21 protein-coding genes and 1 riboswitch are annotated in these 24,942 nt (G+C 43.3%); of the genes, 16 read left to right on the top strand and 5 right to left on the bottom strand.

Annotated elements, in window-relative coordinates:
- Nucleotides 1-47: 47 nt before the first annotated feature.
- The 4 genes from MN200_RS15480 to MN200_RS15465 form a co-directional block, all read right to left on the bottom strand.
- Entirely contained in the window at nt 48-896 is an 849-nt protein-coding gene (locus MN200_RS15480) for a methylated-DNA--[protein]-cysteine S-methyltransferase (protein WP_159152745.1), read from the bottom strand.
- Nucleotides 897-1,084: 188 nt separating this feature from the next.
- Nucleotides 1,085-3,322 carry a TonB-dependent siderophore receptor gene (locus MN200_RS15475; protein WP_242759819.1) on the bottom strand — a complete coding sequence of 746 codons (2,238 nt, stop codon included), beginning with the start codon at nt 3,320-3,322 and terminating at the stop codon, nt 1,085-1,087.
- Between the two features lie 197 nt (nt 3,323-3,519).
- Entirely contained in the window at nt 3,520-3,717 is a 198-nt protein-coding gene (locus tag MN200_RS15470) for a DUF3565 domain-containing protein (RefSeq protein WP_087526674.1), read from the bottom strand.
- Entirely contained in the window at nt 3,718-4,170 is a 453-nt protein-coding gene (locus tag MN200_RS15465) for a MarR family transcriptional regulator (protein ID WP_062031940.1), read from the bottom strand. It lies immediately after the preceding gene.
- 181 nt (nt 4,171-4,351) lie between these two features.
- Between MN200_RS15465 and MN200_RS15460 the strand changes: the two genes are divergently transcribed.
- From MN200_RS15460 to lpxC, 9 genes are all read left to right on the top strand, one after another.
- Nucleotides 4,352-4,834, top strand: a complete 483-nt coding sequence (locus MN200_RS15460; protein ID WP_114392646.1) for a glutathione peroxidase — start codon at nt 4,352-4,354, stop codon at nt 4,832-4,834.
- A 216-nt stretch (nt 4,835-5,050) separates the two neighbouring features.
- Entirely contained in the window at nt 5,051-5,995 is a 945-nt protein-coding gene (gshB, locus tag MN200_RS15455) for a glutathione synthase (RefSeq protein ID WP_183173468.1), read from the top strand.
- 482 nt (nt 5,996-6,477) lie between these two features.
- Nucleotides 6,478-7,575: an undecaprenyldiphospho-muramoylpentapeptide beta-N-acetylglucosaminyltransferase gene (murG, locus tag MN200_RS15450; RefSeq protein ID WP_242759817.1), complete on the top strand. Its 1,098-nt coding sequence runs from the start codon at nt 6,478-6,480 to the stop codon at nt 7,573-7,575.
- A 12-nt stretch (nt 7,576-7,587) separates the two neighbouring features.
- Nucleotides 7,588-9,036, top strand: a complete 1,449-nt coding sequence (gene murC, locus MN200_RS15445; RefSeq protein ID WP_242759815.1) for a UDP-N-acetylmuramate--L-alanine ligase — start codon at nt 7,588-7,590, stop codon at nt 9,034-9,036.
- 56 nt (nt 9,037-9,092) lie between these two features.
- The gene (locus MN200_RS15440; protein WP_242759814.1) at nt 9,093-10,022 is read left to right on the top strand and encodes a D-alanine--D-alanine ligase; all 930 of its coding nucleotides are present in this window, start codon (nt 9,093-9,095) and stop codon (nt 10,020-10,022) included.
- Nucleotides 10,023-10,877, top strand: a complete 855-nt coding sequence (locus MN200_RS15435; RefSeq protein ID WP_058870508.1) for a cell division protein FtsQ/DivIB — start codon at nt 10,023-10,025, stop codon at nt 10,875-10,877.
- 66 nt (nt 10,878-10,943) lie between these two features.
- Complete coding sequence (gene ftsA, locus MN200_RS15430; protein WP_058870507.1) at nt 10,944-12,206, top strand: cell division protein FtsA; 1,263 nt, start codon at nt 10,944-10,946, stop codon at nt 12,204-12,206.
- 163 nt (nt 12,207-12,369) lie between these two features.
- Nucleotides 12,370-13,566, top strand: coding sequence for a cell division protein FtsZ (ftsZ, locus tag MN200_RS15425; RefSeq protein ID WP_004691726.1), 1,197 nt, complete (start codon nt 12,370-12,372; stop codon nt 13,564-13,566).
- Between the two features lie 123 nt (nt 13,567-13,689).
- A complete protein-coding gene (gene lpxC / locus MN200_RS15420; protein WP_004691725.1) occupies nt 13,690-14,592 on the top strand; it encodes a UDP-3-O-acyl-N-acetylglucosamine deacetylase in 903 nt (300 codons plus the stop codon).
- Nucleotides 14,593-14,689: 97 nt separating this feature from the next.
- On the opposite strand, the gene MN200_RS15415 is transcribed toward lpxC, so the two are convergent.
- Nucleotides 14,690-15,130 carry a hypothetical protein gene (locus tag MN200_RS15415; RefSeq protein ID WP_058870506.1) on the bottom strand — a complete coding sequence of 147 codons (441 nt, stop codon included), beginning with the start codon at nt 15,128-15,130 and terminating at the stop codon, nt 14,690-14,692.
- 108 nt (nt 15,131-15,238) lie between these two features.
- On the opposite strand from MN200_RS15415, the gene MN200_RS15410 reads away from it, so the two are divergent.
- From MN200_RS15410 to guaB, 7 genes are all read left to right on the top strand, one after another.
- Entirely contained in the window at nt 15,239-15,922 is a 684-nt protein-coding gene (locus MN200_RS15410) for a M23 family metallopeptidase (RefSeq protein WP_058870505.1), read from the top strand.
- Nucleotides 15,923-16,199: 277 nt separating this feature from the next.
- On the top strand, nt 16,200-18,902 hold the full coding sequence (gene aceE / locus MN200_RS15405; RefSeq protein ID WP_058870504.1) for a pyruvate dehydrogenase (acetyl-transferring), homodimeric type: 2,703 nt from the start codon (nt 16,200-16,202) through the stop codon (nt 18,900-18,902).
- 2 nt (nt 18,903-18,904) lie between these two features.
- Complete coding sequence (locus tag MN200_RS15400) at nt 18,905-20,863, top strand: 2-oxo acid dehydrogenase subunit E2 (protein ID WP_058870503.1); 1,959 nt, start codon at nt 18,905-18,907, stop codon at nt 20,861-20,863.
- Between the two features lie 149 nt (nt 20,864-21,012).
- Nucleotides 21,013-21,151, top strand: a riboswitch (yybP-ykoY riboswitch).
- A gap of 75 nt (nt 21,152-21,226) precedes the next feature.
- On the top strand, nt 21,227-21,802 hold the full coding sequence (locus MN200_RS15395; protein WP_004691720.1) for a TMEM165/GDT1 family protein: 576 nt from the start codon (nt 21,227-21,229) through the stop codon (nt 21,800-21,802).
- A gap of 182 nt (nt 21,803-21,984) precedes the next feature.
- The gene (locus tag MN200_RS15390) at nt 21,985-22,782 is read left to right on the top strand and encodes an MBL fold metallo-hydrolase (protein ID WP_004691719.1); all 798 of its coding nucleotides are present in this window, start codon (nt 21,985-21,987) and stop codon (nt 22,780-22,782) included.
- A 94-nt stretch (nt 22,783-22,876) separates the two neighbouring features.
- Nucleotides 22,877-23,242, top strand: coding sequence for a YkgJ family cysteine cluster protein (locus tag MN200_RS15385; protein ID WP_078388319.1), 366 nt, complete (start codon nt 22,877-22,879; stop codon nt 23,240-23,242).
- A gap of 225 nt (nt 23,243-23,467) precedes the next feature.
- Nucleotides 23,468-24,934 carry an IMP dehydrogenase gene (guaB, locus tag MN200_RS15380; RefSeq protein ID WP_004691717.1) on the top strand — a complete coding sequence of 489 codons (1,467 nt, stop codon included), beginning with the start codon at nt 23,468-23,470 and terminating at the stop codon, nt 24,932-24,934.
- The last annotated feature ends 8 nt before the right edge of the window (nt 24,935-24,942 follow it).

The raw sequence follows: 24,942 nt of genomic DNA, 5'->3' as shown, positions 1-24,942 counted from the left end.
ATTGAAACAAAAAAAGGAAGCTTTGGCTTCCTTTTTTATTCGCTCTCTCACTCGGTTGGCGTTTGGCTATGCGCCCCTTCCCAGCCAATCATCGCAGTTTTACGTGTCGGCCCCCACATATAGCCGCCACGTTGCCCTGAAGACTGAATGACCCGATGGCAGGGAATTAAAAAGGCAACGGGATTGCTGCCAATTGCTGTTCCGACCGCTCGTGAGGCACGCTTTTGCCCAATCTCTTGAGCAATATGTGCATAACTGCTGAGCTGTCCCATGGGAATTTTGAGCAGACTTTGCCAGACCTTGAGCTGAAAGTCGGTGCCTTTCAGATGCAGTTTAATCTCTGATAAGCTGTTTTGATCTTGCTGAAAAATCGCGAGTGCTTTGCGTTGTAATTCATCCTGATCTTCAATAAATGTCGCACGTGGGAACTGTTTTTTCAGATAGACCAATGCATCCCGATCTACTTCGGTAAAGGCCATATGACAAATCCCTTTAGGGGTCGAGGCAATAATGACGGAGCCAAAAATGGTTTCGGCAAAACTATAGTGAATGTGGAGTGCTTCACCGCCCTGTTTATATTCTGCGGGCGTCATACCTTCGATTTGGACAAATAAATCATGCAATCGGCTGGTACTGGAAAGGCCAGTGTCAAAAGTTGCTGCAAAAATATTATTTTCTGTGTGATTTTTCAAAACCGACTTTGCATATTCCACACTAATATATTGTAGAAATTTCTTCGGGCTAATGCCTGCCCATTCGCTAAAGATACGCTGAAAATGTGTAGGACTTAAATGAACGTGTTCTGCAATCTCAGCCAAACTGGGTTGCTGTTTGAAGTTTTGTTCAATGTATTCAATTGCCTTTGCCACACGTGCGTAATTGCTATGTTCTGTCATGATTACTCGCGGAAATCATTTAACTTAAGAAAACACTAACAAATCCAGCGAGGCCTGAAAATCCGTTTCTTGCGCTTTATAACAAAAGGTTCGAAGCGTTTATTGATTGGCTTAGTCATCCATTGCTAAGCATAAAAAAGCGGAACAGTGACCTGTTCCGCTGGAGATGGCGTTTTAACTGAAAGGGTTTAGAACTGGTAGTTCAAACGCATGAGGAAGCTACGTGGTGTACCTGGCATAGAGTCTGAACGCCAGTATTCTTTATTGGTCAAGTTACTGACAGCTAAAGTCACGTTCCATGGATCAGCACTATAACCAATGGCAGCATCGACACGATTGAAACCATCCATTTTGGTCAAGTTATTGATGTTTGGATAGTAAGAGCCGACATAAGTCACGCCAACTTCACCATAGAGTTTTTCTGTAGGTAAGTAGCGCACAAACAGGTTGCCTGTATTTTTAGAGGCATTTGCTAATGCATTCCCTACATTCTCTGGTTTTTCCTTATCCTTTTTCACTTCAGTATCGGTATAACCATAACCACCACGGACAAATACGTTGTCCAGTACACGACCGATAAAACTAAACTCTAAACCTTTGGCTTGATGCTCACCACCTACAGACCAAAGGAAGGGCTGCTCTTTGGCATCAGGTTGATAACGAATATTCTTTTTACGAATGTCATATACTGAAAGTTGAGTATTTAGGCGTTGGTCTAACCAATCACTCTTAACTCCAATTTCATATTGTTCATTGTATTGCGGTTCAGCATCATACAGGCTTGGATCAGTATTGACATCAACAGAAATATTGCCACGACCTCCATAAGGGGCGAAGCTTTTATTGTATGAAGTATAAAAACTGTGTTGTTCTGATGGTTGCCATACAAAGCCAATATTAGGGCTGAAGGTCGTATCATCATATTGTTTTGAAAGGTTCTGGATATGATTGGTCGATTTGAAATTGTACTGATCATAGCGCATACCTAACATCATTTTAAGTTTAGGTGTCAGGCTAATTAAATCTTGAGCAAAGAACCCCATTGACTCACCTACGTGATGATTATCAGAGGTTACAGGGAGACGTTCTGAGCTTGGTAACGTATTATATTGGTCTGCTGGATTGTAAGGGTTAATAAAACCATAGTAGCGAGGAACACCTTTACCACTTGAGTAATTTCCTAGTTTTGGTGAACGGTCTTCACGGCTGACATCTGCACCGACGAGGAGCTGATGTTCTATAGCTCCAGTTTTGAATGAGCCAGAAATATCAAAAGTATTGGTAATGGTCTTATTCATGGTTTCTTGCCATGCATAGCTTTGACGTACGTAACCATTCCAAGTACATGCTTTCGGCGTTGTTTCTAAAGTGAGATTATTGTTGCAATAGGTACCACCAAAGAAGTTGTCAAAGTTCTGATAAGCTTGGCGATAACTGAGCGCCCAGTGGAAATTCCAATTTGGCGCATATTGATATTTCACATCAGTACGAATAACTTGTAATTCATCTTCAATAAAATCGCCTTCTTGAGCAAAGCCAGTCTTGATTGAAACACCCGCGGGTAAGTTACTATAAGAAGGCCCGCGGTCAGGGGTTCGATTTAATTTGTCATAAGTATATTGTGTGGTCCACGTGAGGGTTTCATCATCATTTTTATAAGTGAAACTTGGCGAGATCATTTCAATTTTACTATCAATGCCTGAACGGAAACTATCCGCTTCACCGTATTCACCTGTTAAACGGACAGCCCAATTGTCATTCAACACTTGGTTAATATCTGCTGTTGCACCGTAGTTATCATATGAGCCTACGTAAGTACTGACGGAACTTTTCGAGTCAAAGTTGGCGTATTTACTCACCATATTGATCACACCACCGCCAGCACTACGACCGTAAAGTACCGAGGCAGGGCCTTTTAAAATTTCGATCCGTTCAATGTTGGATGTGCTGCGACGTACTTGGCCACTTTCACGAATACCATCACGGTAAATATCACCCGAGTCGGCAGAGAAACCACGGAGGGTGATGCCATCACCACGCGTATCGTAGCTGGTGGATACTCCCGGTGTGCCTTGTAGCATCACACTGAGGTCGTTAGAGCCATAGATTTTATATTTCTGTACATCGATGGTATCGATGGTTTGAGGAATATCTTTTTTCTTTAACCCATTTCGTGTGACATTGGCCTGATCATAATCGACATAGCTTTTGATTGGATCAAGTTCACTCATTGCCTCAATTTTCAAGGTAGGCAGAACTGCTGTTGTGTTCGATTTGTTTGTCGTCGCTTGAGAGGAGGGGTTCTCATTATTTTGTAGTGTCGCTTCATCCGCATAGGCTGCATGCGCATTTAAAATCATAAAGCTGAGAAGGCTATATTTGAATAGGTTAGAACCACAAAGCGGCTGTGGTGAAAATTTCATCATGATTTAAGGCTCGGAGAGACTGAATTACTAATAAAAATGAGAAGTATAATCATTTACTAAAAATGAACAAGACTTACGGTAATATTCATTTTTTCTACATACTTTTACTTGGTTGAAAAGTACAGCTGCACAGGCTTTTTAATCTTTATAAGAAGTTGATAAATAATAATTAAAATTTTGAAAAAAATGCAAAAGAATTATTTTTGTGCATTTTCCACGCATTTTTTACAGTTTAAAAGAACGCCTATTTTTTCTTGGCGTCCTTGCTCAGTTTGTACCCAAGGACGGTTTTGCCATGGTGGCGTATGGCGGACATGCTGTGTGTGGCCACAAGCAAGCTCAGCCACCCAATGCTGTTCAGCATCGAGATGAAAACCGACAATCGCTTGTTGCACTTAAGTATCTCGACTGACGTGTTGAGGCTGTTCTAAGCCGTTTAAAAAACGCTGACACAGTTGATGGATGGCTACCAAATCATCGGGATCTAGACCTAAAGAACACGCCAGCTCAAATGGAATGGCCATAATTTTATCTTTGGCTAAGAGTGCTTTTTCCAGCAGAACGACTTTTTTCATACGTTCATCTTCTTTGACAGCAACACGCTTTAAAAACTGTTTTTCTTCTAGTTTTTTAATAATCGGGGTTAAGGTGCCTGAGTCAAAAAAAGTTTTTTGTCCAATCTCGGTCAGCGTCACATTGTCCTGCTCGTATAAAGCCAACAAAACAATAAATTGCGGATAGGTCAGATCGTAAACCTGTAAGCGTGGACGGTATTGACGAACCATGGCATTGGTTGCGGAATACATGGCAAAACACACGCGGTTTTCTAAAAGTGGGGTGTCCGCCATATTGCATGTCCTTGGGTGTTAATGTCTGTAAAGCAGTATAAATGAAATAGGGATGAAAGTATATTGCGCATAATAATATTGTGCGCAAGTTAATTGTGTGCGATATTATTTTGCGGATGAAGTCGGTTCAGTGCTTGAAGCGACTTTAATTAATGACATTTTGATAAATGGAAGAGATGTAATGAACACAATTTATGATTTTCAGGCTGAACTGTTAGAAGGCGAGCAAAAAAATCTGGCCGATTATCAGGGCAAGGTTTTATTGGTGGTGAATACCGCCAGCCAATGTGGTTTAACCCCGCAATTTGAAGGCTTGGAAAAGTTATATCAGGACTATCAACAGCAAGGTCTGTTGGTTTTAGGCTTTCCCTGCAACCAATTTGCGCAGCAAGACCCTGCGAGTAATGAAGAGATCGGCAGCTTTTGTCAGCGTAACTATGGAGTCTCTTTCCCAATGTTTGCCAAAGTTGACGTGAATGGGCCTACAGCGCATCCGCTGTATCAGTATTTAACCACTGAAGCTAAAGGCATTTTAGGTAGCCAAAGCATCAAATGGAATTTCACTAAGTTTCTCATTAACCAAAAAGGGCAGGTGGTGAAACGCTATGCGCCAATTGTTAAACCTGAAAAAATTGCCAAGGATATTCAACGTCTTTTGGCTTAATAGAGAAGGTGTGGAAAGGAGCTGTCGCTTGGTAATAGATGCATACTTTCCTTTGTTGCATCGCGCAGTTAGCAACTAAGTGGTTGCTGAAATATGTTGTAGTTATTTGAATAAAATAGATTTTTTAATCTTTAATTATTACACAACTTGTTGCACCCAAACCTGAAAACTTCGCTATACTTTTCGCCAAGTTTAAAAAATATGAGCGTGAGAATTATGCGTGTACTGGTAGTGATGGACCCGATTGAAACGGTGAATCTGAAAAAAGATTCCACCATGGCCATGTTATGGGCAGCAAACCGTCGCGGACATGAGCTGGGTTATGCATTACAACACGATTTATATATCGATCAAGGCAAAGCCTTTGGTCTGATTTCTCCCTTAAAAGTGTTTGAAGACTACGATCATTATTTTGAGTTGGGTGAACAGCAAAAAGAGTCCTTGGCCGATTACGATGTGATCTTGATGCGTAAAGATCCACCGTTCGACATGAACTTTGTCTACACCACCTATATCTTGGAACAAGCGGAACGTGAAGGCGCGTGGATTATCAATAAACCACAGTCCTTACGTGACTGTAATGAAAAACTGTTTGCCACGCAGTTCCCAGAACTCCAAGTCCCTACATTGGTGACTTCACAACAAAGCCTGATCCGTGAATTTATCAAAGAACATGGTGATGTGATTGTGAAGCCTCTCGATGGGATGGGTGGCATGGGAATTTTCCGTTTATATCAAGATGGTGTAAACATTGGCTCAACTTTGGAAATGTTGACGGAAATGGGCACACGTCCGATTATGGCGCAGCGTTATATTCCTGAAATTGTGGAAGGGGATAAACGTATTTTGCTGGTCAATGGCGAACCGATTCCGTACTGCTTGGCGCGTATTCCACAAAACGGTGAAGTGCGTGGGAATTTGGCCGCAGGTGGTTTGGGTCAAGCACGTCCGTTGACTGAAAACGACAAGGCCATTGCTGCAAAAGTGGGACCCTTCTTACGTGAAAAAGGTTTGGTTTTTGTCGGACTTGATGTGATTGGCAATTATGTGACCGAGATTAATGTCACTAGTCCAACCTGTATTCGTGAGATTGATGCACAATTTGGTACTTCGATTGCCGATACTTTATTTGATGTCTTGGAAGCAGGTAAAGCCAGCTAAATCGACAGAAAGAGGAACCTGAAAAGGTTCCTTTTTTATTTCAATGAATAGGGAAGTTTTGAAATAAGGACATGGCTTACCGCAAAGTGTATCAATTGGGTTGAAGATAAATCACACAGTGCTACATGGCATTACAAATTTTCATTCTGTTCAAATGTTTCAGCTCAGAGGGTATTTCTATTTGCTAAAAATGAGGTTCCCATTCTTTTAGAGTTATATTAAATAATTGATTAAAATCATCTTCAATGTTTTATTTTTAAATCTAACCAATTGCGCTGTCGAGCCTGATTGTGTGCTGTAGTTTGAGTAAAAATGCACATCTGATAACAAATCTAGTTTAAACTTGAAAATCAGTAGAAAAAAACAATCAAATGCCTGTTGAAAAAAAGTAAATAATCTTTCGCGACTATGCGTTTGTGATTACAATTGATCGCTTAAAATTGAATTTTGTTTCCATATTTTTAGAATTGAAGAATTAGACTGTGACCGAAGCAACACAAACAAAGCCGAAACATGTAATGATGATGGCTGCCGGAACGGGCGGGCATGTTTTTCCAGCACTTGCTGTGGCTAAGGAATTACAGCAACAAGGCTGCCAAGTCTCGTGGCTTGCTACGCCTACAGGTATGGAAAATCGCCTGCTTAAAAATCATGATATCCCAATTTATCAAATTGATATTCAAGGTGTGCGCGGCAATGGCTTAGTCCGCAAAGTATTGGCACCCTTTAAAATTTTAAAAGCCACTTTAAGTGCAATGCGTTACATGAAGCAGCTCAAAGTCGATGCCGTCGCGGGCTTTGGGGGGTATGTCGCTGGGCCTGGTGGATTGGCTGCGCGCGCACTGGGTATTCCTGTGATTATTCATGAGCAGAATGCGATTGCGGGTTTTACCAATACGCAGTTATCACGTATTGCCAAAACAGTGTGTCAGGCTTTTCCAAACACCTTTGCGACACAAGATAAAATTGTGACCACTGGTAATCCCGTCCGCAAAGAGATTACGGAAATTTTAAATCCGTCTTGGCGTTATCAAGAACGTGAAAAAGCTGGAGCTACGCTTCGAGTTTTAATTGTGGGTGGCTCGTTGGGTGCACAAGCGTTAAATGAGCGTGTTCCTGAAGCATTGAAGCAATTGAATGTGCCGTTAAGCGTTTACCATCAGTGTGGTCAAAACCATGCAGATGCGACCCAAGCGCGTTATGCCGATGCCCCTGAACAGCTTCAGGTTGAAGTTCACCCTTTTATTGAAGATATGGCCCAAGCTTATAGCGATGCCGATTTAATTATTTGCCGTGCTGGGGCGTTAACCGTGACCGAGATTGCGACTGCTGGTGTGGCTGCGGTTTTTGTTCCGCTGCCAAGTGCAGTGGATGATCACCAAACGGCCAATGCAAAGTTTTTAGCCAATATCGGTGCAGCCAAAATTTGCCCGCAAGCAAGCATGACGCCCGAGAGTTTAAAAGCATTATTATTACCCTTGATGAACCGTCAGTTATTGTCTGAAATGGCAGTGAAAGCACGTCAGCAAGCACAACCCGATGCAACCCAACATGTGGTTCGTTTAATTCAAGCATTGTAAACCGAGTATTTTATGTCGCCATCTACGCCTGCTGATCAAGCAAAAAAGTTAATTAAAGTGCCAGAAATGCGCCGTATTAAGCACATCCATTTTATTGGGATTGGTGGTGCAGGTATGTGTGGTATTGCTGAAGTGCTCAAGAACCAAGGTTATAAAGTCTCAGGTTCAGATATCAAGGCATCAAAAACTACGGCTCAGCTTGAAGAAAACGGCATCAAAGTCTATATCGGGCATACGGCTGAAAATATTCAAGGGGCAAACGTGATTGTGGTGTCGACTGCAATTGATGCAGAAAACCCAGAAATTAAAGCGGCTATTGAAACGCGTACACCTGTGGTGCGCCGTGCAGAAATGCTGGGTGAGCTGATGCGCTACCGTCATGGGATTGCAGTTGCGGGAACACATGGTAAAACCACGACCACAAGTCTAGTCACGTGCATGTTGGCAGAAGAAAATCTCGATCCAACTTATGTGATTGGTGGGTTGCTGAACCGTACCGGTGTGAATGCTGCGCTGGGTGCGAGTCGTTTTATCGTGGCAGAGGCAGATGAGTCAGATGCATCATTCCTGCATTTGCAACCGATGGCTACCATCGTGACCAATATTGATGCAGACCACATGGACACCTATGGTGGTAGTTTCGATGTCTTAAAAGATACCTTTGTGCAGTTCTTACAAAAACTACCGTTTTACGGCTTGGCTGTGGTATGTGGAGATGATGCTAACATTCGTGAAATCATGCCGCGCATTGGTCGTCCATTGATCACGTATGGTTTTAACGAAGACAATGACATTCGTGCAGTGGATATTGAACAAGAAGGTATGCAGTCGCACTTTACCGTATTGCGTAAAGATAGTGAGCCTTTGCGTTTAACCATCAATTTGCCAGGTTTACATAATATTTTAAATGCACTTGCGGCGATTGGTATTGCAACCGATGAAGGGGTATCTGATGCTGCGATTGCTCGTGCGTTAGAAAGTTTCAGCGGTGTAGGTCGTCGTTTCCAAGTACAGGGCGAATTTGACATCGAAGGTGGTAATGTGAAATTGGTGGATGACTATGGTCACCATCCAAAAGAAGTTGAAGCGACCATTAAAGCTGCACGAGCAAGCCATCCAGACCGTCGTTTAGTGATGATGTTCCAGCCGCACCGTTTTAGCCGTACCCGTGACTGTTTCGATGACTTTGTGGATGTATTGTCACATGTCGATCAGTTGTTGCTGCTCGAAGTCTATCCTGCGGGCGAAAAGCCGATTGTGGGGGCAGACAGTCGTTCATTGGCACGTAGTATTCGTTTACGTGGCGATGTAGAGCCGATTTTGATCGATCCAGTCGAAGGTAATTTGCAGCATGCGTTGAAAAAAGTGTTACAAGCGGATGACTTGTTATTGACGCAAGGCGCAGGTAATGTGGGGGCTATCTCGGTTGAGCTTGCAAGCAATCATTTATATTTAAAATAATCACGTTTTGTGATTACTCAATGAATAAAACAGTCATAAAGTTTAAGGATATCAACGTGTCAAATGCTTCAAAATTCGGCAAAGTAGCGGTGTTGCTTGGTGGTAAGTCTGCTGAGCGTGAGGTTTCTCTAGATAGTGGTGCAGCTGTACTTGAAGCATTGGTTCGTTCTGGTGTAAATGCAGAAGCTTTTGACCCGAAAGAGCGTAGTGTGACCGAATTGGTCGGTTATGACCGTGCGTTTATTGTGTTGCATGGTCGTGGTGGAGAAGACGGTCAAATCCAAGGGGTCTTGGAGTGGCTCAACATCCCGTATACCGGAACAGGCGTACAGGGTTCTGCCATTGGTATGGATAAAGTTAAAACCAAGCAAATTTGGCAGGGTTCAGGCTTACCAACAGCACCCTATCGTATCATTGGCCAAGAGTCAGATTTGGCTGAAGTGGTAGCGAATTTGGGTCTTCCACTGATTATCAAGCCAGTACACGAAGGTTCAAGTGTCGGCATGAGTAAAGTCGAAAAAGCAGAAGATTTGGCAGCGGCAATTGCCAAAGCGACCCAACACGATGCTGTGGTGATGGCTGAAAAATGGATTACGGGACGTGAATTCACGATTTCATTTTTAAATGGTGAACCGCTACCTGTGATTCGCCTACAACCGCCTGCAGATGTGGCTTTTTATGATTATGAAGCGAAATATCAACGTAATGATGTGGAATACGGAATTCCGTGTGGCTTAAGTACTGAAGAAGAGCAAAAGTTGCAAGCGCTTTGCCTCCGTGCATTCCAAGCGGTGGGTGCAAGTGGTTGGGGCCGTATAGATGCGATGCAAGATGAGCAAGGCAATTTCTGGTTGCTAGAGGTGAACACCGTACCTGGGATGACCAGTCACTCTTTGGTACCAAAAGCAGCAAATGCAGTGGGTTATAGCTTTGATGCGCTTTGTGTCCAAATTTTAGAGCAAACACTGACAGGTGCGGCTCACTAAATGGCGCAATTACCCGCTTCTATGCGCCGTAAACGCGCAGCGATTACTTCGATACATGATAAACCACCGACGCGTAAGGAAAAGCTTGCCAACTTCGGTGGTTGGGTGATGTTGGTCGTTGCCGTGGCGGTGCTGTTGGTTGGTATTTATGGCTTATATCAAGTCATGACAGATGCACGTGTGGCCGAACTTGATGTGGTAGGCGTACGTTCTGAGGCAGAAAAAAATCAGGTGATGGGACATGTTTCACCAGCCATTACTCATAATTATTTCACCTCAGATTTAGAAGAAATTCGTGATCGCACTTTAGAGCTGGCTTGGGTCGATCGTGTGGTGGTTTCGCGCGCATGGCCGAATGCGATTCGCGTTCGCGTCATGCCTCGGCATGCAATCGCACGTTGGGGGACAGGGCGTCTCTTAAGTGACAGTGGTGACGTATTTAGCGAAGTGACACCGAAAAATAATCAGAATTTGCCTTTATTACATGGCCCAATCAGTCAATCTAAAATGATGATGCGCCGTTATAATGAAATTAATCAATTATTCCAGCCAGTCAATCTCCGTTTAAAAGAATTATATTTAACAGAGCGTATGACTTGGTTTATGCAGTTCGATTCGGGTTTACGTGTTATCGTAGATCAGGATCAAACCATGAGTAAGCTGCAACGTTTGAGTTATTTGGCTCAAAGTGATTTGAAGCCAGTTTGGGCCAAAGTATCTGCCATTGATTTGCGTTATCGGAATGGCTTGGCCATCCAATGGAAGAATGCTGCCGCACCAAAGATAGCAAATGGTCATTTTGTTGTAACGATTGATGACACAAGCATTGCAGGTGGAGCAGCAGCAAAGCCATAATACTTGGCTTTAAAACAGAGGCATAAAGCCATAAATTAAACAAACATGTGATGGTAGTAGTAAATAATGAATGAAGCGGTTCCCTCAGTTGTTGCGATTGACATTGGGACGCACAAAGTTTCAGTTTTGATTGGTAAGGTACATGCGCCAGATAATATCCAAGTGATAGGAATGGCAACTGCTCGTAACCGAGGCATGAATAAAGGAAAAATTGTAAGTCTTGATAAAGTCATTACAGCGATAAAAAATGCCGTGCAAGAAGCAGAAGATATGGCTGAATGCCGTGTCCATTCCGCGTGGGTCTCAATCCCAAGTGCCGAGTTAAAAAGCTTTTATGCATCAGGACGAACGCCAGTTGAAAATACTGACCATACAATTACAACAAGTGAAGTGGTTCGTGCATTAGAGTTGGCCAAAGCCAGCCACATGACCTCGGATCATTATTTGGTTAGTGCTGTTCCACTGGGCTTTGAGCTGGATGACTCCACTGAGTGGGTACAAAACCCAATACGAATGTCTGCCCACAGCATGATTGGTCATTATCAGTTGATGATGTTACCGATTAGCACCATGCAAAACCTTGATCGGGCCTTAAAAGGTGCGAACATCGGGGTGGAGAAACTGGTGGTGTCTTGTCTGGCAACGGCAGAAGCGAGCCTACTCAAAGATGAAAAAGAGTATGGCGTTTGTTTAGTCGATATTGGTGCAGGTACCACCAACATTGCGGTGTATTTGGATGGTCGTTTGGCGTTGACACATACTTTGCAGCGTGGTGGCGAACATGTCACCCGTGATATTGCTGCTGTGTTACAAACCACCACTGAAGAAGCAGAGCGAATTAAATTACTCTATGGGTGTGTCGACATTAAGTCGGTTAAACCGGACCATATGATTCAGATCCAAGGGATTGATGGTCCGCAAACGATTAGTCGTATTGAGCTGACTGAAATCGTGATTGCGCGTTATGAAGAAATCTTAGGCCAAGTTCGCCAAGAGCTAGAGCGTAATGGTGCGATTCATGGTTTGTATCATGGTGTGGTGTTAACTGGTGATGCCAGTCAAATCGAAGGTATGGTGACGTTGACCCGTCGTATGTTGGGTGTGTCTGCGCATTTGGGTAATCCACCTGTGCAAGTGACAGCAGATGAGCAGAATATTGCCGCACTGCGTCGCTCTCAGTATGCCACTGCCGCAGGTTTGTTGATGTTTAGTCAGAGCGAAACACAAGACACCATAGTGGAACCAGAAGATACAGAAAAACTGTCTCTGATTAAACGCGTTGGACGTGCTTGGTCTGGACTCAATGAAAAGCTGAAATCTGTTTTTTAAGTTGAATTTTTTTGGAATATTGTTAAGAAGTTGTACAACGCATCGCTTAAACTTGACAAGCTATGGCTTGCACAGCATGCTTAAAAGCAATTTTGTTTATTAAGATCAAGGCAGTATACGGGCTTAAGTGACTGCCAATAACGAATTAGGAAATCTATAGGTCATGGCCTCATTTGAATTTTTAGAAGATGATCAAACCGATAGCAACGGTCAAGCCCGTTTTACTGTGTTTGGTGTTGGTGGTGCAGGTGGTAACGCCGTACAACACATGCTTGAGTCAGATATTCAAGGTGTAAAATTTGTATGTGCCAATACGGACAAGCAAGCGCTAGACCGTATGAATGCACAATTCAAAATCCAGTTGGGTGAGCAAAGTACCCGTGGCTTGGGTGCAGGTGCCAATCCAAATGTCGGTCAAGCAGCGGCTGAAGAAAGTCGTGACTTGATTCGTCAACACCTTGAAGGCACTGACATGGTGTTTGTCACTGCCGGTATGGGTGGTGGTACAGGTACAGGTGCTGCGCCGGTAGTTGCTGAAATTGCTAAAGAAATGGGCATTTTAACTGTAGGCGTGGTAACGACACCGTTTAATTTTGAAGGTAAACGTCGTCTTCAGTCTGCGGAGCAGGGCATTGAAGCATTAGAAGCGCATGTTGATTCGTTAATCATCATTCCAAACCAACGCTTGTTAAAAGTTTTCCGTGACATCTCAATGAAAGATGCCTACAAAAAAGCAGATGATGTCTTGTTAAATGCGGTGCGTAGTATTTTTGATTTGGTGGTACGCCCAGGTCATATTAACCTTGACTTTGCTGACTTAAAAACTGCGATGAGCACACGTGGTTATGCCATGATGGGTGCGGGTTTAGGTCGTGGTGAAAACCGTGCACGCCAAGCAGCTGAACAAGCGATCCGTAGTCCATTGCTAGATAATGTCACCATTATGAATGCCAAAGGGATTCTGATTAATGTGACGGGTGGTGATGACGTTACGTTTGGCGAAATCGAAGAAATTACCGACGTTGTGAACCAAATTGTCGATCTAGATGAAGGCCAAGTCTTCTATGGCACCGTATTTGATCCAGATGCGCGCGATGAAATCAGTGTCACTGTCATTGCAACAGGTTTGACTCGAAATTCAGCAGATTCTGCTGAGCCAGTGAAGCGTCCAAATGCACATGTGCAGGTAGCACAACATGGGCATGCAACGCAAGCGGTTGTTGAAGATGATGATGTGCCTGCAATCCAGCGTCAGAACCAAGACGTGGCTGCTGCAGCGAGTTCTGCATCGACAGTGAGTGCTGCACGTCCAACACCTATGAGTATTCAAGATTACTTGAAAAATCAACAACGTAAGTAGTATTTGTCTATGTGGTTTAACTACATGTGATGAAGAAAAGGTAGTCTCTGACTACCTTTTTGTTTTTTATCAATGGCTAAATATGCTAACGTATAGCGGTTTAGTGGTGAGATGATATGAAACATGTTGAAACAAAGAACTCTACAACGTGTCGTTAAAGCAAGCGGCATTGGTTTGCATAGTGGTCAAAAAGTCTTAATTAACTTTGTGCCACATCATGCGGACGGAGGAATTGTTTTTCGTCGTATCGATCTCAATCCACCCGTCGACATTCGTGCAAATGCGATGTTGATCCAAGAAGCCTTCATGTGTTCAAACCTAGTTCAAGAAGATGCCAAAGTCGGTACGATTGAACATGTTATGAGTGCAATTGCAGGTCTGGGTATTGATAATTTGATCATTGAAGTGTCTGCCTCTGAAGTGCCGATTATGGATGGCAGTGCGGGTCCGTTTATTTACTTACTGATGCAAGGTGGCCTCAAAGAACTGGATGCCCCTAAAAAATTTATTAAAATACTCAAACCTGTTGAAGCTCTCATCGACGACAAACGCGCCATTTTCCGCCCGCATGAGGGTTTCCAACTCAACTTCACCATTGACTTCGATCATCCCGCTTTTAAGAAAGAATATCAGTCTGCTACTATCGATTTTTCAACCGAAACCTTTGTTTATGAAGTCAGCGAAGCCCGTACTTTTGGTTTCATGAAAGATTTGGATTATCTTAAAGCCAATAATCTCGCTTTGGGGGCAAGTTTAGACAATGCCATTGGCGTTGATGAAACCGGGGTGGTAAATGAAGAAGGTTTACGCTTCTCAGATGAGTTTGTTCGTCACAAAATATTAGATGCGGTGGGGGATCTTTACTTGCTCGGCCACCAAATTATTGCCAAATTTGATGGATATAAGTCTGGGCATGCTTTGAATAATCAATTATTGCGCAATGTCCAAAGTGATCCAAGCAGCTATGAAATTGTAACATTTGATGACGAAGATCAGTGTCCAATTCCTTATGTGAGTGTGACTTAAGTCATTGTCTTTATTATGTGATGTTATATTGTAACAAGTATAAATGTGATGAATTTATCATTTTAAAAATGCAATTCTGAAGCTAGTCGAGACGAGGTTACTTTTTTTTGCTTGCCAAACGGCGCATTGCTTGGCTAAGCTTAGGGTCGCTCACAAAGTCAGCAGCACCTCGAATTAAGTCTTGAGTTTCTGTGCTTAACGATCTTGAAATAGATTGTATCTTTGCGGGTGTTTGAGAGGGGATTCTCAAACGAACTTGGAGTTTTTGTAGGTCTTTAAACTCATCAAGTTCCGACAGTTGTGCAATATATTGTTTTTGAAGGTAACCAAGTTGACTAATCATCGCTTGATTTTCGCCGGTAATCGTCAAAATACCATATTGATAACAAACAACCTGCCACTGCTCTGGTTGCGGTAGGATAGGTTGAATCAGTTTTGTAAGTTTCTGCCATGCAGTTACTTGCTTTGAGAGAAACGTTAAGTTTCCTGTTTTTATGTGTTTTCTGGTTTGTTGAAAGAGATTCACTGGTTCGGACATACATATTTCCTTCATGTTAATGTCTTAATCTTATGCGCTTCTTTCGGTAGATATCAAGGACGAGATCACGCAAGAAACATTCGTAAGAACAGTTTTAAGAGGTTTTTTATGCATATGCGACGTATTTTGTTGGCTTTTTCTTTTGCGGCATCGGCTGCTTCAGTAGCCTTCGCTGATTTGGTAGAACTCAATACAAATAATGCATCTTCGGATCGAATTGAGCAATTGACACGCACTTTATCAGAAGGCGCTTATACTGAATCAAATGATATTGATGTTCCTGCCGAAACGAAAATGACCGTTCAGCTCCGTGAAAAGACGGTTGAACTCAACAACGCTTCACTGGCGAAAAAATACGGTTCGGAATCCTCTGCAAAAAGTTTTTCAAATAATCCATATTCGTGGTTAGTGATACACCCACTTCCAAGCGCACGTGTTAGCTCAAGTTATGGCGGCCGTACCATGAATGGTCGTGCTGAGCGTCACTCAGGTCTAGATCTTGCTGCGCCAAGCGGTACACCGATTTATGCGACAGGTCCAGGGATTGTGACCAAGTCAGGTTGGGGTACGGGCTATGGTCAATACGTTGAAATTAACCATGGCAATGGTTACATCACGCGCTATGCCCATGCATCACGTTTAATTGCTCGTGTTGGCGACCGTGTAGACGCGGGTGAACATATTGCTAATGTTGGTTGTACAGGTCGTTGTACTGGCCCACATTTACACTATGAAGTAGTTAAAGATGGTCAACGCAAAAACCCATCGACTTATCTAGCAATGTTGCCTTAATCCGATTTGATCGGATGATCCGAACTTACCATTGGTCTGATGCTTGAAAAAGGAATACAGCTCTGACGGAATCTAAGTTAGCATCAAAAAACAGCATTAAATGTATAAAAAACCGCCTAAATTGGCGGTTTTTTGTTATTTTGGGTAACGAATAGTCAATGACTATTTAGTTGCTAAATAGTAGGGCTCAGCCATATTCAGCTGTAGCGATACTCTTATAGGACGAAAGTATGATACATATTAGCGTATAAGATTAGGATATCGAAATAGGTGAATTATGGCGTTTTATGGTGATACTGACGCGCAAGAAACGCAAGAATGGCAAGATGCGTTTGACTCCGTTTTACAACACATGGGGACTGAGCGTGCAGCTTTTCTACTAGAAAAACTGTATCAACAAGCAATCGCTAAACATGTCCCTATTCAGCGTTTAAACACGCCTTATTTAAATACAATTTCAGTGGCTGAAGAACCTGCAATGCCAGGCGATCAAGACATGGAGCGTCGTATCCGTGCGTTGATTCGTTGGAACGCCTTAGCGATGGTACTCCGTGCCAATAAAACGGGTGATGACTTAGGTGGTCACTTGGCAAGTTTTGCATCTTCAGCAACATTATATGATGTGGGTTTTAACCATTTCTTCCGTGCGAATAGTGATAGCTTTGGCGGTGACATGATCTATTATCAAGGTCACTGTGCGCCAGGAATCTATGCGCGTTCATTTCTTGAAGGTCGTTTGACTGAAGAGCATCTAAACAATTTCCGTCGCGAAGTGGACGGTGTTGGCTTACCTTCTTATCCGCATCCATACTTAATGCCTGATTATTGGCAGTTCCCAACCGTATCGATGGGTCTTGGCCCAATCATGTCGATTTACCAAGCACATATTCAAAAATATTTGATGAATCGTGGTTTGATTAAAGAAGAAAATCGCAAAGTTTGGGCATACCTTGGTGATGGCGAGATGGATGAGCCAGAAAGCACAGGTGCAATTTCACTTGCGGGTCGTGAAAAATTAGACAATCTCATTTGGGTTGTAAACTGTAACTTACAGCGTCTAGACGGTCCAGTACGTGGTAACGGTAAAATTATTCAAGAATTAGAATCTTTATTCCGTGGTGCGGGCTGGCGTGTCATTAAAGTGGTTTGGGGCCGTCATTGGGACCCACTACTGGCTAAAGACAAAACTGGTGCTTTAAAGTCGGTTATGGAAGAAACACTGGATGGCGAATACCAACGCTTACAAGTGAAGGGCGGTGCATATGCACGCGAAAAGTTCTTTGGTAAATACCCAGAAGCGGCTGAGTTGATTAAAGACTTAAGCGATGAAGATATTGATAATCTAAATCGTGGTGGTCATGACCCGTACAAAGTTTTTGCAGCCTATGCAGAAGCATGTACAGCCAAAGGTCAACCAACTGTAATCTTAGCGAAAACTGTTAAAGGTTATGGCTTGTCTGATGAAATTGAAGCAGTAAACAAAACGCATCAAATCAAAAAGATGCAAATCGAATCTTTAAAATATGTACGTGATCGCTTCAATTTGCCATTTAACGATGAGCAATTAGAAGAAGTGCCTTTCTATCGTCCAAGCGAAAACTCACCTGAATTGAAATATATGAAGGCACGTCGTGAAGCACTAGGTGGTTACTTACCTGCACGTCGTAAAGAAAGTGAACAGTTGGCTATTCCAGAACTTTCTGTCTTTGATGCAGTCTTAAAAGGCTCACAAGGCAAAGAACAATCAACCACCATGGTGATGGTTCGTTTAATCGCTGCATTGTTAAAAGAAAAAGCCATTAAAGACCGTGTTGTTCCTATTGTTCCAGATGAAGCACGTACTTTTGGTTTAGAAGGTATGTTCCGTCAATTGGGTATTTATGCAGCCAATGGTCAGCATTACACGCCTGAAGACCAAGAACAGTTGATGCATTACCGTGAAGCAAAAGATGGTCATATGCTTCAAGAAGGCATTAACGAAGCAGGTGCAATGAGCGCTTGGGCAGCGTTGGCAACCAGTTATTCAACCAATAACTTACCAATGATTCCAATGTACATGTACTACTCTATGTTTGGTTTCCAACGTATTGGCGACATTGCATGGGCTGCAGGTGATGCACAAGCACAAGGTTTCTTATTGGGTGCAACAGCAGGCCGTACCACGCTAAATGGCGAAGGCTTACAACACCAAGATGGTCACTCACATATTCTTGCAAATACAATTCCGAACTGTGTGTCGTATGACCCATGTTTTGGTTATGAATTAGCAGTTATTGTGCATGATGGTTTACAACGCATGTATGTGAACCAAGAGCGTATTTTCTATTACTTAACGGTAATGAACGAAAACTACGAGCATCCTGAAATGCCACAAGGTGCTGAAGAAGGCATTAAACGTGGTATGTACTTACTTCAAAAAGATGAAAAAGCCACTGTTCAGTTGATGGGTTCAGGTGTAATTCTGCGTGAAGTCATTAAAGCTGCTCAAATCTTACGTGATGAATACCAAATCCATTCAAATGTATTTAGCGTAACAAGTTTCAATGAACTTGCACGTGATGGTATGGCATGTGAAGAATATAACCGCTTGCATCCAATGAGCGAGAATGTGAAAGAAGCTTGGGTGACTGAGCAACTGCGCGGCACAGAAGGGATCGTAGTTTCTGCAACAGATCATATGCGTGCTTATAGCGAACAAATTCGTGCATATCTTCCAGACAACCGTCCATTCGTAGCATTGGGTACAGATGGTTATGGTCGTTCAGATTCACGTGCTAAATTACGTAGCTACTTTGGTGTAGATGCAGCGCACATTGTTGTTGCTACACTGAAAAAATTGGCTGATGAAGGTGAAGTGGATGCACGCTTAGTGAAAGATGCCATCTCTACATTTGAATTAGATACGGATCGTCCAGTGGCATGGGCGCCACAAGCAACGCCATCTGTACACGCTGTAGCTGACTACAAAGAGGAGAAATAAGTATGCAAATTACAACTCCTGATATTGGTGTAGATAAAGCCGTTGTTGCTGAAATTTTGGTCAAAGTTGGCGACACCATTGCGGTTGATGACAGTGTCGTTCTATTAGAATCAGACAAAGCATCTGTTGAAGTGCCTAGCACTTCAGCAGGCGTTGTTAAAAGCATTTTAGTAAACTTAGGTGACTCGGTTGCTGAAGGTGCAGCGCTGATTGAGCTGGAAGCCGAGGGACAAACTGAAGCGCCAGCAGTACAAGCTCAGGTTGACGTTGTACAAGCTGAAGAAAAGACTGCACCCGCTGCTGTTGCTGAAACGGTTGCACCCGCTGCGACTACAGCATCACAAGTGATTGATGTGCAAGTACCAGACATTGGTGTGGAAAAAGCAACCGTTGGTGAAATTTTGGTGTCGGTTGGCGATCAAATTGACGTCGATCAAAGCATCCTTGTGGTTGAGTCAGACAAAGCGACTGTGGAAGTACCGAGTACGATTTCAGGCACAGTGCAATCAATTAGCGTTCAAGTTGGTGACAGTGTTAAAGAAGGCGTAGTGATTCTGACTGTAAAAACAGCAGCTTCAGTTGCACCAGTGACTGCTGAGCCTACGCAAGTTGCAGCACCTCAAGCCACTGAAACTCAGCCTGCTGAAGCGGCGCCACAAGTTGCTGCTGCGCCTGCAGGTGCGGTTGAAATTGCAGTGCCTGACTTGGGTGTAGACAAAGCGGCTGTTGCTGAAATTTTGGTGTCAGTAGGTGATACGGTTGAAAAAGACCAAAGTATCATCGTGGTTGAATCAGACAAAGCAACGGTTGAAGTACCAAGTACAACAGCAGGTGTGATTAAAGCCATTCATGTTGCATTGGGACAAAATGTATCGGAAGGTGTGGCTTTGGTGACCATTGAAGGTGAATCTTCATTAGCACCTGCGGCGGCTTCTGCTCCAGCGCCTAAAGCTGAAGTTAAAGCGCAGCCTGCGCCAGCAGCACAGTCAGTTGCGGCTCCTGTGTCAGAACAGGGTGCAGACAAGCTGACGAAAGCGCAGAATGACGCCAATGCGAAAGTCTATGCAGGCCCAGCTGTACGCAAGCTGGCGCGTGAATTAGGCGTCGTATTGTCTGAAGTAAGCGCATCTGGCCCGCATGCGCGTGTCATGAAGGAAGACCTGAAAGCATTTGTCAAAGCGCGTTTAACTGCGCCTCAGGCTGCTCCAGCCGCTCAGGCTGCTGCTCAAGTTTCTGGCTTGCCAAAGCTTCCGGATTTCACAGCGTTTGGTGGTGTAGAAGAGAAAGTGCTGACACGTCTGCAACAAGTCTCTATTCCGCAGTTGTCTTTAAACAACTATATTCCGCAAGTAACTCAGTTTGATTTGGCGGATATTACTGAGCTTGAAGCTTGGCGTAATGACCTTAAAGGTAACTTTAAGAAAGATGGTATTAGTTTGACCATTATGGCTTTCATTATTAAAGCTGTTGCGCATTTGCTGAAAGAAGAGCGTGATTTTGCCAGTCACTTGGCTGATGATGGCAAGTCTGTGCTCTTGCGGAACGAAATCCATATGGGCATTGCTGTAGCAACACCAGATGGTTTAACCGTTCCTGTACTCCGTAATCCAGACCAGAAATCGATTAAAGACATTGCGGTGGAGCTCGGTGTATTGGGTCAGAAAGCACGTGATAAGAAGCTTTCGCCGAAAGATCTACAAGGTGCAAACTTCACGATTTCAAGCTTAGGTGCAATTGGTGGTACGGCATTTACACCATTGGTGAACTGGCCACAAGTCGCGATTTTGGGGATTTCTCCAGCGACGATGCAACCAGTATGGAATGGTCAAGGTTTTGATCCGAAACTGATGTTACCGTTGTCACTGTCTTATGATCACCGTGTGATCAATGGGGCCGATGCTGCGCGCTTTACCAATAAGCTGACCAAGTTGCTGAAAGACATCCGTACTTTGCTGATCTGATGATCTGGTTTTTTGGCCTGTAGGTTTCTCTTCTCAAAAGAGAAAAATAGCGGCTGGAAGCACTGCAAAAATACTTCAATAAAGACTCTGCTTCGGCAGGGTCTTTTGTATTTAGAGATTGCCAAAAAACGTATTTTCGCCTAACATTGTGTTACTTCATTGGGGAGTAGCCGCTGTTCCTAAGAACAGGTGATGATCAACATATTTGCTCTAAAACGAGCATGGTCATCATAGCAAAGAACCAAATGAGCTTCTAAAGAGCTTTCTTTTGTTGGCAAGACCTTTGATTTACCACTCTGCAGATTTTGGCTAGCAGGAGAGGTGAGTCATTGGTATTTGTTATGCTAGCCAGAGAAAGACATCATGTATGAATTCCTCCTCTCCACAGCCATCGTGGCTTTAGCTGAAATGGGCGATAAGACCCAACTGCTTGCATTGTTACTTGCTGCACGTTTCCGTAAACCCGTCCCAATTCTATTGGCTATTTTGCTGGCAACCATTATTAACCATGGCGTCTCTGCCGTTTTAGGTCAATGGATCACCACAGTTTTAAGTCCTGATGCGCTGATCTGGATTCTCTCGATTGGTTTCATTGCTATGGCGGGTTGGATGTTGATTCCTGATCAGTTGGATGATGAGTCAGGCAGCATTAAGAAATGGCAGAAACTAGGGGTATTTGGCGCAACGTTTGTGTTGTTCTTTTTGGCCGAAATTGGTGATAAAACCCAAATTGCGACAGTGGCTTTAGCGGCACGTTTTGACAGTATAGTTTGGGTGATGTTGGGTACGACTTTAGGGATGATGTTGGCTAATGCGCCAGCGGTCTTTATTGGTGATAAGTTGGCGACCAAGTTGCCAATTGCCTTAATTCATAAAATTGGTGCGGCCATTTTCTTGGTCATTGGTGTTGCAACACTTGTACAGCATTATTTCTTCTAATTTACCGTAAAAAATAGGAATCCCGACTTAAAAAATCGGGATTTTTTATTGAAAAATGATTTTCAATTTATTGATATATCAAATGATATTGGTCGCAAATGCATTGTAAGTTTGTGTAAATCCATATATGTTGTAGGTATTAAAAAGTCTTTTAAGAAAAACAGCATTTTGAGGGGATGGGCATGGCATTTGACCGTACAACGTCACAGGTTTTATATGATGATGGCACACATAAGTGTATTAGCTTTACCAGCTTGGTCAAAGGCGAGGGTGTACAGGCAAATCAGTTTTTAATTATTGATCATGAGCGTGCAGCGGTCTTAGATCCCGGTGGTGATTTAACTTATGTACCGTTGACCATGGAGTTGAATAAATATACCCGTTTGACCAATCTTGATTTTGTGATGGCCTCACATCAAGACCCTGACATTATTACCTCAATGCCGCGTTGGTTGGTCTATACCGAAGCGAAAGTGGTGGCTTCTAAACTTTGGGCACGCTTTTTACCTCACTTGAACTCTGCCTTTATGAGTGAGCGGATGAAAGGCAACTGGTTGGACCGATTGGTGGAATTACCTGATCACGGTCAAGTCATCACTTTGGGACAATCCTCCATTATTGCTGTGCCTGCCCATTTTCTACATTCGGTAGGCAATTTTCAGTTTTATGACCCAATTGCCAAGATTCTATTTTCAGGCGATATGGGAGCATCGATGGTGGATGATGCCTCAAAACCTTTGGAAAACTTTGCTGCGCATATTCCTAAAATGAAAGGGTTTCACCAGCGCTATATGTGCAATAACAAAGTGATTCGTTTATGGGTCAATATGGTCCGCACGATGGATGTTGAAATGATTGTACCGCAGCATGGGACACCGTTTATTGGGCAAGAGCAGATTCATCAATTTTTAGACTGGATTGAGACTTTGGAGTGCGGTACAGACTTGATGGATGAGAGTGTTTTTACCTGCCCAACTTGAGTGACAAAATAGTCGTAAATTTTGCTTGTTTGGCAACCACAATTTTTTTAATATTTTCTTCCAAAAAAAGTTTTTGAAAATGAGAATATAAAGGATGTTGTCTCAAGTTCCAACGGAAGATGCCTGTTTAAGCTGCGGGGCATGTTGTGCCTTTTTTAGAGTCTCATTTTACTGGGCTGAAGGCATATCCATGCCTGAACATTACACAGAGCCAGTGACGGCTGTGTATTCATGCATGGCTGGAACCAATCAAGCCAGCCCACGCTGTATTGCACTGCAAGGTACCATTGGTGAGCAAGTTAGTTGTGGGATGTATGAACAGCGTAGCTCTTCATGTAAAGAAGTTCAAATCGCTGATGATCAATGCAACAAAGCGCGACGTGCGCACAATATGATTCCATTTGTGCAATTGGAAGCGAGCATTGCCGTCAACGATGAAGGTTTTGATCAAGTCTGTTAATCGTTAGAAGCAGAGTTAAGGCTCTGCTTTTTTGAGTTTTTTTAAAGTAAATAAAATCCATCTCAAAACAAGAAATAAAAAAATAAAGGTGAAAATGAAGAGTTCAAATAAAATATAGGTTTTATCACTTTATTTTCTAAGATAAAAAAATAAATTTTCAATTGAAATGAAATTTAAGTTCATATTTGTTTATAATAGCGCACGGAAATTACCAGTGAGACTGCCATGTTGACCATCGTTCAAGACGCGTTAACTTTTGATGATGTCCTATTACTCCCTGCCTATTCTACTGTTCTCCCAAAAGATGTCTCATTAAAGACACGATTCACGCGCGGCATTAATTTAAATATCCCCCTTGTTTCAGCAGCAATGGATACGGTGACTGAATCACGTATGGCGATTGCGATGGCGCAAAACGGTGGTATTGGTATTTTGCACAAGAACATGGATATTGCTGCACAAGCTGCAGAAGTCCGTCGTGTGAAAAAATTTGAAGCAGGGATGGTGAAAGATCCAATTACTGTGACACCTGAAACTACAGTGCGCGAATTGATCTCGATTACTCAAGCCAACAACATCAGCGGTGTACCTGTTGTGAAAGATGGCAAAGTGGTCGGTATTGTCACAGGTCGTGATACACGCTTTGAAACCAATCTTGAGCAACCTGTAAGCAACATCATGACCGGCCAAGACCGCCTTGTGACTGTTCGTGAAGGTGAATCGAAAGAAAATATTCAAGCATTGCTACAAAAGCATCGCATTGAAAAAGTTTTGGTCGTTGGTGAACACAACGAACTCAAAGGTTTAATTACAGTCACTGACTTCCGTAAAGCGGAAAGCTATCCAAGTAGCTGTAAAGATGATCTTGGTCGCTTACGCGTGGGTGCTGCCGTCGGTACAGGTGTGGAAACACCAAGCCGTGTAGAAGCTTTGGTTGAAGCGGGTGTTGATGCAATTGTCGTGGATACGGCGCATGGTCACTCTGCGGGTGTGATCGAGCGTGTACGTTGGGTGAAAGCGAATTACCCACAGGTCCAAGTGATTGGCGGTAACATTGCAACTGGTGATGCCGCATTGGCACTCCTTGATGCAGGTGCAGATGCGGTCAAAGTCGGTATCGGCCCAGGTTCAATTTGTACCACGCGTATTGTGGCGGGTATTGGTATGCCGCAGATTTCTGCGATTGACAGTGTGGCTAATGCACTGAAAGATCAAATTCCATTGATCGCCGATGGTGGTATTCGTTTCTCTGGCGATATGGCGAAAGCGATTGGCGCGGGTGCGAGTACGATTATGGTCGGTTCACTCCTTGCCGGGACTGAAGAAGCGCCAGGTGAAGTGGAATTCTTCCAAGGTCGTTACTATAAAGCGTATCGTGGTATGGGGTCATTGGGCGCGATGGCAGGAGCAACAGGTTCTGCGGATCGTTATTTCCAAGACTCTAAAGCAGGTGCTGAGAAACTTGTTCCTGAAGGGATCGAAGGTCGTGTGCCATACAAAGGGCCAATGGGTAACATTGTGCACCAAATGATGGGCGGTTTACGTTCTTCTATGGGTTATACGGGTTCATCTGTGATTGAAGATCTTCGTCAAAATGCGAAGTTTGTGAAAATTACTTCGGCAGGTATGTCTGAGTCACATGTTCATGACGTAACGATTACCAAAGAAGCGCCGAACTATCGCGTGGGCTAATTCAGCTA

Origin of the sequence: Acinetobacter sp. LUNF3, assembly GCF_022699605.1 — a bacterium.
In the GTDB taxonomy this organism is placed as follows: domain Bacteria; phylum Pseudomonadota; class Gammaproteobacteria; order Pseudomonadales; family Moraxellaceae; genus Acinetobacter; species Acinetobacter johnsonii.
Note: the sequence above shows the minus strand (reverse complement) of the source record. Positions and strands in the feature narration are given on the sequence as shown.

Bases quoted from the DNA above. Each gene is read 5' to 3' on its own strand.
- MN200_RS15480 (WP_159152745.1), bottom strand. From the start codon at position 896: ATGACAGAACATAGCAATTACGCACGTGTGGCAAAGGCAATTGAATAC.
- MN200_RS15395 (WP_004691720.1), top strand. From the start codon at position 21,227: ATGTATGAATTCCTCCTCTCCACAGCCATCGTGGCTTTAGCTGAAATG.
- gshB (WP_183173468.1), top strand. From the start codon at position 5,051: ATGCGTGTACTGGTAGTGATGGACCCGATTGAAACGGTGAATCTGAAA.
- MN200_RS15475 (WP_242759819.1), bottom strand. From the start codon at position 3,322: ATGATGAAATTTTCACCACAGCCGCTTTGTGGTTCTAACCTATTCAAA.
- MN200_RS15400 (WP_058870503.1), top strand. From the start codon at position 18,905: ATGCAAATTACAACTCCTGATATTGGTGTAGATAAAGCCGTTGTTGCT.
- lpxC (WP_004691725.1), top strand. From the start codon at position 13,690: ATGTTGAAACAAAGAACTCTACAACGTGTCGTTAAAGCAAGCGGCATT.
- MN200_RS15415 (WP_058870506.1), bottom strand. From the start codon at position 15,130: ATGTCCGAACCAGTGAATCTCTTTCAACAAACCAGAAAACACATAAAA.
- MN200_RS15435 (WP_058870508.1), top strand. From the start codon at position 10,023: ATGGCGCAATTACCCGCTTCTATGCGCCGTAAACGCGCAGCGATTACT.
- ftsA (WP_058870507.1), top strand. From the start codon at position 10,944: ATGAATGAAGCGGTTCCCTCAGTTGTTGCGATTGACATTGGGACGCAC.
- aceE (WP_058870504.1), top strand. From the start codon at position 16,200: ATGGCGTTTTATGGTGATACTGACGCGCAAGAAACGCAAGAATGGCAA.
- MN200_RS15390 (WP_004691719.1), top strand. From the start codon at position 21,985: ATGGCATTTGACCGTACAACGTCACAGGTTTTATATGATGATGGCACA.
- guaB (WP_004691717.1), top strand. From the start codon at position 23,468: ATGTTGACCATCGTTCAAGACGCGTTAACTTTTGATGATGTCCTATTA.
- MN200_RS15410 (WP_058870505.1), top strand. From the start codon at position 15,239: ATGCATATGCGACGTATTTTGTTGGCTTTTTCTTTTGCGGCATCGGCT.
- MN200_RS15460 (WP_114392646.1), top strand. From the start codon at position 4,352: ATGAACACAATTTATGATTTTCAGGCTGAACTGTTAGAAGGCGAGCAA.
- ftsZ (WP_004691726.1), top strand. From the start codon at position 12,370: ATGGCCTCATTTGAATTTTTAGAAGATGATCAAACCGATAGCAACGGT.
- murC (WP_242759815.1), top strand. From the start codon at position 7,588: ATGTCGCCATCTACGCCTGCTGATCAAGCAAAAAAGTTAATTAAAGTG.
- MN200_RS15385 (WP_078388319.1), top strand. From the start codon at position 22,877: ATGTTGTCTCAAGTTCCAACGGAAGATGCCTGTTTAAGCTGCGGGGCA.
- MN200_RS15465 (WP_062031940.1), bottom strand. From the start codon at position 4,170: ATGGCGGACACCCCACTTTTAGAAAACCGCGTGTGTTTTGCCATGTAT.